This window comes from Camelimonas sp. ID_303_24 (assembly GCF_053543495.1).
Genome location: NZ_JBLLJM010000014.1, coordinates 94819 through 107410 on the forward strand (window position 1 = coordinate 94819; position 12592 = coordinate 107410).

The window sequence follows — 12592 nt, forward strand, 5'->3', positions numbered from 1 at the left end:
CCAGGATCCGTCAGATTGAAAGTGGCGCGGCCCGCGCCGCGAGTTGGCTCCGCAAGGCGCGCAGTTCCGTGAAGCGGACGCTGACGTCGCGCAAGATGCTGACGACGCCTGTTATCTCGCCAGTTGGCGCGCGCATGAAGACAATGGTGAACTCCACGGAGATGCGTCGCCCATCCGCGGTCATGGCGGGGACCGACAACAGGTCGCCGGCCCCATAACGCGACTGCCCCTGCGCCAGGGCGTGGTCCCAGCCGCTCCAGTGGCGGGCCCGCAGGTTCGGCGGAATGATGATGTCGAGCGAGCATCCCAGCGCCTGCTCCTGGCTGAAACCAAAAATCCGCGCGGCGCCGGGGTTCCAGAAGCGGATGGTTCCGTCGCGATCGGTGGCGAGTATGGCGTCGGACACACTGTCCAGCAGCGTGTTGGCGATCATGCTGGTGAAGTCCGGAGGTGATTGTATCGTCATGGCGCTTCCTCTGGCTGATCGCGACAGGCCAGCCACCTGGCTATTGGTTGCCTGGCGACCGGGCGTCCGGCAACTCCGTCGGAAGGCTAATTGCACCTCCTTATAGATTAACAGATCATTCTCCCTGGCGAGCGGGCGCCCGGAGAGAACCATGGGCGCGCGGTGGAAACCGGAGCACGCCCGGCGCCTTCAGGGCGCGATTGCAGCAGGCGAGGCCAGGACCTTGCCGTTGTCCCGCATGATGGATGTCGACGGAAGGTTGGGCGGGCGCCCGATGGGCGTCGAGCTCAAGCGCATCGGGCCGGATCTTTCCGGCAACGGGCAGCCGCGTGGCGCTGATGGACAGCAAATTGGCGACGCCACCGCAGCCAATGCCTTCAGCGGCCGTCGCGGCTGCGACAATCCGGAGCGAGCGGCATCCTGACGACCATTGCCCGCAGGGGGTGGACTCTTTTGGGAGGCGTTGATGAACAAGGTTGAATTCAATCGCACCGTGAAGCCAGGGTTTGCCAGTCAGTACGAAAATTTTATTGGCGGCAAATGGGTCGCGCCCAAATCTGGCCGCTACTTCGAGAATACCTCTCCGGTAAACGGTCAGGCGTTATGCCGGATTGCCCGCTCGGATGCGGCGGATGTGGAGGCTGCGCTGGACGCCGCGCATGCGGCGAAGGACGCCTGGGGGAAAACAAGCCCGGCCGCGCGCGCCATGATCCTCAACCGGATTGCCGACCGCATGGAAGAGAATCTTCCGAAGCTTGCCGCTGCCGAAACCTGGGACAATGGCAAGCCGATCCGCGAAACCACGCATGCTGACCTGCCGCTGGCCATCGATCATTTCCGCTATTTCGCTGGCGCCATCCGTGCGCAGGAAGGCGGCATTTCCGAAATCGATCAAGACACGGTCGCCTATCACTTCCACGAGCCGCTTGGCGTCGTTGGCCAGATCATTCCGTGGAATTTCCCGCTTCTGATGGCGGTGTGGAAGCTGGCGCCGGCGCTGGCCGCCGGCAATTGCGTGGTGATGAAACCCGCAGAGCAGACCCCGGCCTCCATCCTTGTGCTGATGGAGCTGATCGCCGACCTTCTGCCGGATGGCGTCGTCAATGTTGTGAGCGGCTTCGGTCTGGAAGCTGGCAAGCCGCTGGCCTCAAGTTCCCGCATCGCCAAGATTGCCTTCACCGGCGAGACGACGACGGGCCGCCTCATCATGCAATACGCCAGCCAGAACCTCATTCCGGTGACGCTTGAGCTGGGCGGAAAGTCGCCGAACATCTTCTTCTCCGACGTGGCCAGTGAGGATGACGACTTTTTCGACAAGGCCATTGAAGGCTTCGTGCTGTTCGCGCTCAATCAGGGCGAAGTGTGCACCTGCCCGAGCCGTGCGCTGATCCATGAGAAGATCTATGACCAGTTCATGGAAAGGGCGCTGAAGCGGGTTGCGGCCATCGTGCAAGGCGACCCGCTGGACCCGGCGACGATGATCGGGGCCCAGGCTTCCAGCGAGCAGCTGGAGAAAATCCTGAGCTACATGGACATCGGCCGCCAGGAGGGGGCGGAGCTGCTGATCGGCGGCGAGCGCAATATTCTGCCAGGCGATCTGGCCGGCGGCTATTACGTCAAGCCGACGGTGTTCCGTGGCCATAACAGGATGCGTATTTTCCAGGAGGAGATCTTCGGTCCGGTTGTTTCCGTTACGACCTTCAGGGACGATGCGGAGGCGCTTGCGATCGCCAACGACACGCTCTACGGCCTCGGGGCCGGCATCTGGACGCGCGATGGCGCGCGAGCCTACCGTTTTGGACGCGCTATCCAGGCAGGCCGCGTCTGGACCAATTGCTACCATGCCTATCCGGCCCATGCGGCGTTCGGCGGCTACAAGCAGTCAGGCTTCGGTCGCGAGAACCACCTGCGGATGCTCGACCATTACCAACAGACCAAGAACCTGCTGGTGAGCTATAGCCCGAAGAAACTTGGCTTTTTCTGATCCAGCGAAGTGGGACAGCGGCGATTGCAGTGGATTGTGTGATCGCCGCCCCATGACAGCTGATTGAGGAATGTGCCGGGGCAAGCGCCGGGGCGCCCCGGATTTCAATATGGAGGCTGCTATGGCGAAGACGATGAAAGCCGCTGTGGTGCGGTCGTTCGGGAAGCCGCTGACCATTGAAGAGGCGCCCGTTCCAGAGCCCGGCGACGGGCAAATCCAGGTCGCAGTGCAGGCATCCGGCGTCTGCCACACCGATTTGCACGCCGCCGAAGGCGACTGGCCGGTGAAGCCGAATCCACCATTCATCCCGGGGCATGAAGGCGTTGGCTTTGTCTCGGCGGTCGGCAGGGGCGTGAAACACGTCAGGGAGGGTGACCGGGTTGGCGTGCCGTGGCTTTACTCGGCCTGTGGTCATTGCGTGCACTGTCTCGGCGGTTGGGAAACCCTGTGCGAGCAACAGCTCAACACGGGCTATTCCGTCAATGGCGGCTTTGGCGAGTACGTGGTCGCCGATCCCAACTTTGTTGGCCACCTTCCAAAGAACATCTCGTTCAATGAGATCGCGCCGGTGCTGTGCGCCGGGGTCACGGTCTACAAGGGCCTGAAAGTAACCGACACAAAGCCAGGCGACTGGGTGGTTATTTCCGGCATCGGCGGGCTCGGGCACATGGCCGTTCAATACGCCAGGGCTATGGGGATGAATGTGGCGGCGGTCGATATTGATGACGCCAAACTCGAGCTTGCCCGCGAGCTTGGCGCAACCGTCACCGTCAATGCCAAAGCCCAAAGTGATCCCGCGGCATTCATCAAAAAGGAGACGCATGGCGGCGCCCAGGGCGTGCTCGTGACGGCTGTATCGCCCATAGCATTCGAACAGGCGCTGGGCATGGTGGCGCGTGGCGGCACGGTTGCGCTCAACGGTCTGCCTGCCGGTTCGTTCCCGTTGTCGATCTTCGACATGGTGCTCAACGGCATCACAGTGCGCGGCTCCATCGTCGGCACGCGCCTTGACTTGCAGGAGGCGCTGGATTTCGCGGCTGACGGCAAGGTGAAGGCGACCGTGCGCGTGGACAAGCTCGACAATATCAATGCGATCTTTGACGACATGCGTCAGGGCAAGATTGAAGGTCGTGTGGTGATGGACCTCACGCAATGACGGGCAGCCGCTCAGGCTATCGGCCATGAGCGGCCCATAGATGCAGGAGGCGGGCTTGCAATGACGCAGCAAATCGGGGAGGGGCAGGTTACGGCGACGGATGCGGCGCTTGAACTGCTGGCGGAACTGCAGGCCGAATACGGCCCCGTGATGTTTCACCAGTCAGGAGGCTGCTGCGACGGTTCTTCGCCCATGTGTTACAGGCAAGGCGACTTCCTGCTGGGCGACCATGACGTGAAGTTGGGAGAGATTGGCGGGGCGCCCTTTTATATCAGCGGCCCGCAATACGAGGCCTGGAAACATACGGCGCTGATCATTGATGTGGTGCCAGGGCGCGGCGGCATGTTCTCGCTTGATAACGGACGTGAGAAGCGTTTCCTCACCAGATCCAGGCTCTGTCTGGTTTGAGGGGCCTCCCGGCGCCTGCTGGACGCCCGGATCGTCAGGCTCAAAGGGCGTCGGCCGCTTCCAGCAGAGCGCTTTTCGCGGCCTCCCGCGCTGTCGCGCGCAGGGCGTTTTCCGACTGATCCTCCGCCTTTGGCGCCGGCACGTCGATCTGGATGCTGAACGTCTGGCCGGCTTCATGCTTGGTCAGGTGAACTGTCACAGTCGCGCTGGTCAGATCCACCCGCAGATGACTGAGTTCGTAGGGCATTGGCTCCCCCATGAGGTGTATCCGGTTGCGGTTGCGACTGGAGTAGATCAGCGGCCGGGGGGCGCGGCAATAGCATCCGGAGCGGCTGCGCGGTGAAACTGCCCCTGAGCCCGGCTTTCTCTTCAATCCAGACTATCCCGCCCCTTCGGCGCAGGGCCGTTTGCAGGCTCCTGCGGGACAATCTGCTCCTGTCTCAGGGCCTGAACGGCGTCTTCCAGGTCGTCGAACACGACGGTTGCCCCTGGTCCGTCAAAGAAGCCGGCCCGCGCCAGAATATCTTTGGGCTCCTTGTGCAATTCCGCGATAGCCAGCGTCATTCCCGCCGCCAGCAGGTCTGCGCGCCATTGCAGCAGCATGATCGCGGCGGTCGAATCGATCTGGGCGATGGCGCCCGCATCAAGCACAAATCGCGTGGTCCCGGAGGGCGCGGCGCTGGCAACGCTGTCGAGCCTGGCGCGGATATAGTCAGCGTTGAAAAACAGTATGCTGCCCTGGATCATGAACAGAATCATCTGGTCTGGTGGAGCGGCGTCGCCGATGCGGTGGAGCTTGTAGAAACCTGGCCGCCCGGGAACCCGTCCCAGCAGGGCGTCGCGGGGGCGCATTTCCTTCAACAGCACGTAGAGCAGGGTGCCGGCGATGGCGATGATGACGCCGCTGAGGACGCCGAGGCTGATCGCCCCCCACATGCTGATGAGCGCGAACCCAAATTCCATGCGGCTGATCCGCCAGGTCTCCCGCAGGCCCTGAAGATCGATCAGACCTACCGCCGCGAAGGCGAGAATTGCGCCCAGCGCCGCGTTCGGCAAAACCCGCAGCGCGTCGTTGAGGAAAAGCAGCAGCACCGTCAGGACAAGAGCAGCTGCCAGACCAGCCAGTTGCGAGCGTCCGCCCGTGGCGAGATTGATCGCCGTGCGTGAATCCGACACCGTAACAGGAAAACCACTGAACATTCCGGCAAAGATGTTGGCCGCGCCGAGACCGGTCAGCTCCCGGTCGGCATCCACGCTGAAGCCAGCCTTCGCGCCAAAGCTGCGCGCCGCGACAAGGCCGGAGCTGACCCCCACCAGCCAGATCGCTGCGGCTCCCAGCAACAGCTCCCGCGCCGGCAGGCTGGTGATGGCCGGCAGCGCCGGCCGCGGCAGCGCGTCGGGCAGGCTGCCAATGACCTTCATGCCCCGGCGTTCAAGATCAAACAGCGCTGACGCCGCCACAGCCACAAACACAACGATGACGGGTCCGGGTATCGGGGAGCGCAGTCGCGCCGCAATGGCCAGCAATGCGAGCATGGCGGCGCCAAACAGAACGCTGAGCCAGTGAATGCTGTCGGCCTTTCGCACGATCTCGAGAACCGGCGCCACCAGACCGTCAGACTCGATGCGGACGCCGGTGAAGCGGCCAATCTGGCCGACCAGAATCGAGACCGAAATGCCGCTGATGAAGCCGATGAGGATCGGCCGGGACAGGAACGAGGCGACAACGCCAAGCCGCAGCCAGCGCGCGATAATGCAGAAGGCGCCAACGATCAGCGCCAGCGCCGCCGCCGCCGCCACCCGATCCGCCATATTGGCCAGCGGCAGGGTGGCGAGGGTGGCGGCGAGCACGGTCATGGTGGCGGCGTCAGGCCCAACCACCAGCTTCCGTGACGGGCCAAACAATGCGTAACCGGCAAGAGACAGAATGCAGGCGTAAAGCCCCGTTTCGGCCGGCAGGCCCGCGATGGCGGGGTAGGCGATGGCGCTGGGAATGGAAACCGCGGCGATGGCGAAGCCGGAGGTGATGTCCAGGCGCAGCCATTCCGGTTTGTAGGGAAGCAGGCCCCTTGCTATTGCCATCACCCGCGTCATGACCATTGTTCCGGTTGCCGGGGCCCCGAAGATCCGGGACCCGTATAACGCGACCCATCGGCGCCTTGTTCTCGCTGCGGCGCGGCGGTCTTTCCGGTCATCTGGAGCTGCAATTGCTCCAGTTTTCGTTCTTGCAGGCAAATCCTGACTGGACAGGATCCTGTGCGGCCGGAAGTCGCCCTAGTGGCCGCTGAAAACAAGCGTCCGGATAGGGAGGATGAGCGCCTGGATGCGCAGCAACAGGGCGTGCACCAGACCGACAGCATCGACGGCGTGGAGCGCCATTTTGCGGCCCGTTGACAGTTTGCCTGAGGCAATCAGATCGTAATTGTTCGAATAGGCGTTAGCCATGCAACTGCTGCCGGGGGTCACGCCGTCAAGTCCATCCGCATAAAGTGGTTCAAGGAATGCCAGCAGGGTTCCTGGTTTCGCCACCTGCTGGGCGTCCAGAAGCTGTTCGCCGCCCCGGACCTGGCCGGCGGCTATGAAATCCTGAACCCCGACCACCACCATGGGGATCACCTCCCATGGCTTTGACATGCATGTCGCCTCGGCCACCATGCCGGGCCGCATCACCTGGGCCTCGATTTGCGAGAAACCGGCCTGGAGGATGTTGCGGCCCGCTTCATCGGGAATGAGCACGCCCGCCGGCCGCATGAATGGGTTGACGATGTCGCCAACGCGAAGGGTAAACTGCTCGATGCGGCCGCTGACGCCAGCGTAAACGACGGTCCTGTCCAGATCGGCCTGCGCCTGCGCCAGGGCAGCGACTGCGCTCGCCCTGTCGGCGGGAAGCTGGGTTGCCAGCCGCGTCTCGGCCGCCGCGCGGGTGGCTTGCGCGGTGATGAGCGCGGCCTCCCGGCCCGCCGTCAGATTGGACAGCCGCTCGATCTCCCGACGGGCAACGATATCGTCGTTCCTCCGCCTGAGTTCCTGCTTGGTTTCCAGTTCGTCAAGCGCCTGCTTGTGCGCGCTCCTTGCTTCAAGAATCCGGCTGTCGTCGGCGGCGATTTCGGCCCGGGCGACGACGATCGCAGCGTCAACCTCGGCAATCTTGCGCCGGGCGGCTTCGACGGCGGCTTCCTGCCTGGCGCTGTCGAGCCTGAAAATCGGCGCGCCTTTGGCGACGGGACCGCTGATCCCGACATAAATCTGCGCCACGCGGCCGTTGATTTCCGGCACGATCGGAACGGTGCGGAACATCAGCGTTACGTTCGTTGTCGACGGGTGATTGTAAAAGATGACCGTGATCAGGCCGATGGTGAGGAGCAGGCAGGAAACAATTCCCCACCTCAACTCGAACCATACGGAATAAAAGGTGATTTCCTTGCCCAGACGCTTGCCCTGCCGGTAGCGCCGGTAAAGGTAATCGGGGAAAATTGTCAGCAGGGAACAGAACATAAGCTCAAACATGGCCGCCCTCCGTCGGCCCGGCGGCGGGCTGTTCGCTGGCCGCGGCGCTCCCTGCGTCGGGTTCGGCCGGCTCGCCGGCTTTCTGCTTCTGCCCCTGCGTCCCCGCGATGCGTTCAAGCGCATGCGCCATCCTGCCGAACTGGCCGGAGAAATCCGGAATGTCGATCAGGGCGAGCAGCAGGCCAGCGACCCAAAACACATGCATATGGGTAAACAGCGCCAGCAGTCCCAACACCGCGACAATCTCAAACTGCAATTTTTGCGATTTGTGCGCCAGCCGCTCCGGCAGGGTGTGCAGCCGCAGAAACAGCAGACCGATCCCAAGCACCGCCGCAAGAAGAATAATGGCGGTGACGACCATCAGCACATCGGTCTCACCCGGCGCGGTGATAAACCCGGGCAGATGGTGCGGCGCCATGGGATGCAGGGTGGTTGTCATAGAACACATTGCTCCTGACAGTCGGGTGACGTTGGCCAGATATCTGCATCCGCCCGGCAGTAGCGCTGGAAGCAAATGTCAAACGCATCAACGCACGTGTAAAATAACCACTTTCACGGAAATCTCCCGGTTTCCGTCATTCGCCGCGTCGCCCGGCATGGAGGGATGTGCATGCTGAACCCTCAGCGCGCCGTCCGGTTCAGCCAATCCAGTTCCGGGCGAAATCGGTTTCTTCATAGCCGTCCGGCTTTTGCCGCTTGGGCAGCCTGATCTTCTCGCGCGGGGGCGCTTCATATGGAATGGATTTCAGCATGTGGTTGATGATGTTCAGCCTCGCCTGGCGCTTGTCATCGGAGTGCACCGCATACCACGGCGCCCATGTCGTATCGCTGGCCCTGAACATTTCATCCCGCGCCCGCGCGTAGTCATACCAGCGCGCATATGATTTCAGATCCATCGGCGACAGCTTCCAGATCTTCCTTGGATCAGTAATGCGTTCCTGCATCCGGCGCGTTTGCTCTTCTTCACCGACTTCGAGCCAGTACTTGAGCAGAATAATGCCTGAATCAACAATGGTTCGTTCAACCGCAGGAATGATCTGGAGGAATGCCTTCGCCTGATCCTCGGTGCAGAAGCCCATGACGCGCTCAACCCCGGCCCGGTTGTACCAGCTGCGGTCAAAAATCACGATCTCTCCCGCCGCGGGCAGGTGCGGCACATATCGCTGGACATACATCTGGGTTCGTTCGCGCTCCGTGGGTGGCGGCAGCGCCACCACGCGAAAAACGCGCGGACTGACGCGCTCGGTGATTGCCTTGATGACGCCGCCCTTGCCGGCGCCGTCGCGTCCCTCAAAAACAATGCAGATTTTCGCGCCTGCATGCTTCACCCACTCCTGAAGCTGCACCAGCTTCGCGTGCAGGTCTCTCAGCTTCCGGTCATAGACGCCCCGCTTCAGGGGTTCCCCGTCGCCAGATTTCATGTCTGCCTCCGTCCCGGATGGTTGGCAGGAGCAGGTTTTACTTTTCGGACCAGCTCAGGAAAAACGCCACATCGCCCGGCAGCCCGCCTGGCCAGTCGATAATCAGGGCGCGCAGCCGGTAGCCTATGGGTTGCAGATGCTCTTTCCAGAATTCAAACGCCTGTTTCGGCCGGCCTGTCAACGTATCTGGCCAGCCTGCCTCGGCATTGTTAATGGCGCGCCCGCCATCTGTGCAAAGCTGGCTGGGAAAGCGCATGACGAGAACGTCTGTCTCGCCTCGCTTGGCCGCAGCGCGCGTCTTGAAGGAGATGTTATGCTTGATCTCCTCAACCTTCTCAGGCGTGACGACGATCGTTTCCTTCAGGGTTTTGATCAGCTTGCGTTGCGCCTCCTCGGCCTTGCTCATGGCGCTCTCCAGCCTGGAGGCGCGCGCCATCTCGAGATCCGCCATGTAACTGCGGAGGTCGTCGGCCGACATGAAAGTCTCGTCCGCAAGACTGCCGGCATGAGGATGTTGATTTGCTGTCGCCATGATGACCTCACCAACGGATTCTGCTGTCAATCGCGTCGAGATGCCGGTCCAATTACTGGTCATTATTCGCATGCAAGCATGGCGTTCGTACGTATAAAACCATCTCCCGATAATGCGCATCGGGAGTATTCAATCGCTGTTATATCAATAATTGCGACCTCGTGGACTTTCTCTCTCAGTTAACGGCAGCCAAATTTCAGCAAATAAGAGCACCACCTTCGTGTATCCTTGTCAATGGAATCTTGCGCGGGTTTCGTTGGCTGTTTCTGGAGGACGATCCCCGGCTCGCGCTCTTCAGCGGCTTATGCAGATGCAGGTCATGCATGATGGCCGGTCATGGGTGGGAACTGCATCCCGAAAAACGCCAGCCGGGCAGGTCGCCACGCTGGGAGCTGGTGCAAGGGCAAGGGCAAAACGGAAAGGCAACGATGTGGTCTCCAACCAGCTGAAAGCCAAATTGACCTACGCCTTCGCCACATCGCGGCCAGCGTGAAAATCGGGACGCGCGACGTCAGCTCCGGCTCAATCCTGGCCATTGCCAGCGTCGACGGTTTTTCTCTCCGTCGGCGCTATTTTCGCGGCTGGCGCAAGCTGCCCGCATCTGTCTCAAATTGCTGATCCGCTCTACGGCGTGCCCTCATAAGATTGTTTGCGGTTTTGTGAGCTGGTGATTCAAGGCTCAAGATTGTGGGGAGCCCTGATGAGCCGTCGTCGCTACGAACTGACCGACCATGAATGGGCGATTATAGATCCACTTTTGCCCAACAAGCAGCGTGGTGTTCCACGCGTTGACGACAGGCGCGTGCTCAACGGCATCCTGTGGCGGTTCCGCACAGGCACGCCGTGGGCGGAGTTACCTGAGCGCTACGGCCCCTCCACGACCTGCCGCAACCGATTTGTCCGGTGGCGAAAAGCCGGAGCATGGGATCGGCTTCTCGAAGCGGTCGCAGACGCTTACGAGAACGATATCGTCATGATCGGCTCCACCTGCGTCCGCGTCCACCAGCACGGCGCGACGAAAAAAAGGGGCTGGAGACGGCGGCGGCGTGGGACGTTCCCGCAGTGGCCTCACGAGCAAGACCCACGCACTCGTCGATGCCGAAGGCCGTCCGGTCAAACTGCGCCTGACTGGTGGGCAGGTTGCCGACTGCACACAGGCGGAAGCACTGACCATCGACGTACAAGGCGGCCATGTGCTGCTGGCCACCGTGGTTACGATACCAATGACCTGCGAGCGGCCATGGCGGAGCGAAACGCCTGGGCCAATATGCTGCCCAGGTACAATCGCAAGGGCAGCTTCGCGTTTTCCCAGTGGGTGTACCGCCGACGCAATCATGTCGAGCGGTTATTGAACCGTATCAATCAGTTCAGGGGCATCGCAACCCGCTACGACAAGAGCCCTGAAAACTGCCGGGTCGCTGTAAAGCTCATCGCGGCGCCCATCTGGTGTCAGACCTTATGAGTCTACGCCGTAAAACGTGGTCTGGAGACAAAATCGCGTATGAGGTGTCGGATATCGTGACGCCTCGGAATACGAAATGGTATGCTCAGAAAGGAAATGGAGGGCACTTACTGAAGGATGGTCGCCCTGCAAAATGGGTATCGTATGAGTTGCGGGATGGCGTGGAGATTCGAGTAATTTGTATGCCTGCCACAGGACGGGTTGTTTCCGCCCTCCCTCACACCGGGTCGAAACCAAACTACAAACTAATTGATTGAGGCACAATGAACGATTTTTCTGATAAAATACTATTGATTTCTAATCAATTGCGAGGAAAAGCGCAAGATGATACAATAATTGCTGTAATCGACTACGTAAATAATAAAGAAAGTTATCTTGCTATGGAAACATTAATTAGTTTTTTATCAGAAGATGACACATCCTTGGATGTATCAGAGCTTGCAGCGGTGTTGATGCTCGCCAATGAGATGAAAATCGATTTTTATATTGGTGAATTGATTAATTTAATAAATAACGTGAAGAAATAATTATAGATGCAGCATCAAGCCCGGCTTGGTGGTGTGCTCAGAAAGGGGGGTAGTGGGAATTTCACAGCTAAAGATGATCCCGCACGCAGGGGGGCATTCGAGATTCGGGGTGGTGTACGTGTGTGCGCAGTTTGTGAGCCTGCGACAGGCAGGATAGTTACGGCGCTTCCTCACACGGGGCCTATTCCCAAACTCAATCGGATACATTAGCTATTATGAATAATTCCAGCATTCGGATAATTGAATTTATCACAAGCTTCAAGAATCGAATCTGCAACGAAATCATCTTGATGTCTATTGACTACGTTGAACACGGAGAGGCGGCGCTCGGGATGGAAACTCTATGCGACGGCCTAGCGGACAGCGATTTTTCTTTAAGTGAGGCCGAAATTGTAAATTTAATAAATTTTTTATACACAACAAAAGCGGATTTTCGCAAAAATGCCCTTTCCCATCTTATTCTAACAATGAAATCTAATTAGAGCTGGCTGCTATTCATCGAATGTAGAAAACAACTCCCGTCCGATTCGCCTCGAAATCGAAAATCAATCATGGCGCACAGAAATTTTCAGGCCGCGAGCTTGGTTAAATGCAAAATATTGAGAATTTAGTGTTGCAAGGGCACAGTTTCGAAAAGGCATTTAGTCGGAGATGGAAAGATTCATGGAACAGATGAGTACTATAATGAAAAACGGAATCCGGATGACAACGAATACACGGGAAAATATCGTAACGGTCATTGCCGCGCCGAGGAACTGATATGAATATGCATGAACAACTGAATTTGCTGGAGCGGCTCACTGCCGTCGATAACAGTGGCAATACAGCATATATGCAAAATAATATTACAGATATTCGTTCAATTATTAGCATAATTATGCAATTTCTTTTTGAAATTGATAAAGTTGCGCAAGAGATTGAATTGGTAGCGAGTACAGCTTTGGGCCTTAATGAGACGATGCTGTCAGATGAAAATCGCGAATTTGTGAAATCAAGCATTAATATGCTCAATAATTTAATAAAAAATACAAACACAAAGAATCACGCTTGATATAGGCTCCGGACCCATAAAAGCACTTTCGCTTTGAAGCGTTTTCTGATTCAAGGTTCCCGAAGGGAGTCATCGGAT

Annotated in this window: 14 protein-coding genes and 1 pseudogene; 8 read left to right on the forward strand and 7 right to left on the reverse strand. The window is 59.2% G+C overall.

Annotation, left to right across the window (positions count from 1 at the left end; genetic code table 11):
• Positions 1 to 10 precede the first annotated feature (10 nt).
• The gene (locus ACERNI_RS13920; protein ID WP_448833886.1) at positions 11 to 466 is read right to left on the reverse strand and encodes a PAS domain-containing protein; all 456 of its coding nucleotides are present in this window, start codon (positions 464 to 466) and stop codon (positions 11 to 13) included.
• A gap of 151 nt (positions 467 to 617) precedes the next feature.
• Here ACERNI_RS13920 and ACERNI_RS13925 point away from each other — a divergent pair, with 151 nt between their 5' ends.
• From ACERNI_RS13925 to ACERNI_RS13940, 4 genes are all read left to right on the forward strand, one after another.
• Positions 618 to 890, forward strand: coding sequence for a hypothetical protein (locus ACERNI_RS13925; RefSeq protein WP_448833887.1), 273 nt, complete (start codon positions 618 to 620; stop codon positions 888 to 890).
• Between the two features lie 42 nt (positions 891 to 932).
• Positions 933 to 2450, forward strand: coding sequence for an aldehyde dehydrogenase (adh, locus tag ACERNI_RS13930; protein ID WP_448833888.1), 1518 nt, complete (start codon positions 933 to 935; stop codon positions 2448 to 2450).
• 121 nt (positions 2451 to 2571) lie between these two features.
• Positions 2572 to 3606, forward strand: coding sequence for an alcohol dehydrogenase AdhP (adhP, locus tag ACERNI_RS13935; RefSeq protein WP_448833889.1), 1035 nt, complete (start codon positions 2572 to 2574; stop codon positions 3604 to 3606).
• Between the two features lie 60 nt (positions 3607 to 3666).
• A complete protein-coding gene (locus ACERNI_RS13940) occupies positions 3667 to 4014 on the forward strand; it encodes a DUF779 domain-containing protein (RefSeq protein ID WP_448833890.1) in 348 nt (115 codons plus the stop codon).
• Positions 4015 to 4054: 40 nt separating this feature from the next.
• Here ACERNI_RS13940 and ACERNI_RS13945 read toward each other — a convergent pair whose 3' ends face one another.
• The 6 genes from ACERNI_RS13945 to ACERNI_RS13970 form a co-directional block, all read right to left on the reverse strand.
• Positions 4055 to 4273, reverse strand: a complete 219-nt coding sequence (locus ACERNI_RS13945; RefSeq protein ID WP_448833891.1) for a hypothetical protein — start codon at positions 4271 to 4273, stop codon at positions 4055 to 4057.
• Positions 4274 to 4383: 110 nt separating this feature from the next.
• The gene (locus ACERNI_RS13950; RefSeq protein WP_448833892.1) at positions 4384 to 6114 is read right to left on the reverse strand and encodes a SulP family inorganic anion transporter; all 1731 of its coding nucleotides are present in this window, start codon (positions 6112 to 6114) and stop codon (positions 4384 to 4386) included.
• 174 nt (positions 6115 to 6288) lie between these two features.
• Positions 6289 to 7521: an HlyD family secretion protein gene (locus ACERNI_RS13955; protein ID WP_448833893.1), complete on the reverse strand. Its 1233-nt coding sequence runs from the start codon at positions 7519 to 7521 to the stop codon at positions 6289 to 6291.
• Entirely contained in the window at positions 7514 to 7960 is a 447-nt protein-coding gene (locus tag ACERNI_RS13960; protein WP_448833894.1) for a hypothetical protein, read from the reverse strand. Before ACERNI_RS13960 ends, ACERNI_RS13955 begins: the two co-directional genes overlap by 8 nt.
• A gap of 199 nt (positions 7961 to 8159) precedes the next feature.
• Positions 8160 to 8942, reverse strand: a complete 783-nt coding sequence (gene ppk2 / locus ACERNI_RS13965) for a polyphosphate kinase 2 (protein WP_448833895.1) — start codon at positions 8940 to 8942, stop codon at positions 8160 to 8162.
• 37 nt (positions 8943 to 8979) lie between these two features.
• Positions 8980 to 9474 (reverse strand): hypothetical protein, encoded by a 495-nt coding sequence (locus ACERNI_RS13970; protein ID WP_448833903.1) that lies wholly within the window; start codon positions 9472 to 9474, stop codon positions 8980 to 8982.
• 700 nt (positions 9475 to 10174) lie between these two features.
• Between ACERNI_RS13970 and ACERNI_RS13975 the strand changes: the two are divergent.
• From ACERNI_RS13975 to ACERNI_RS13990, 4 genes and pseudogenes are all read left to right on the forward strand, one after another.
• Positions 10175 to 10936, forward strand: a pseudogene (locus ACERNI_RS13975) (IS5 family transposase).
• A 263-nt stretch (positions 10937 to 11199) separates the two neighbouring features.
• Complete coding sequence (locus ACERNI_RS13980) at positions 11200 to 11463, forward strand: MafI family immunity protein (protein ID WP_448833896.1); 264 nt, start codon at positions 11200 to 11202, stop codon at positions 11461 to 11463.
• 215 nt (positions 11464 to 11678) lie between these two features.
• A complete protein-coding gene (locus ACERNI_RS13985; RefSeq protein WP_448833897.1) occupies positions 11679 to 11945 on the forward strand; it encodes a MafI family immunity protein in 267 nt (88 codons plus the stop codon).
• Between the two features lie 278 nt (positions 11946 to 12223).
• Positions 12224 to 12514 carry a hypothetical protein gene (locus ACERNI_RS13990; RefSeq protein WP_448833898.1) on the forward strand — a complete coding sequence of 97 codons (291 nt, stop codon included), beginning with the start codon at positions 12224 to 12226 and terminating at the stop codon, positions 12512 to 12514.
• The last annotated feature ends 78 nt before the right edge of the window (positions 12515 to 12592 follow it).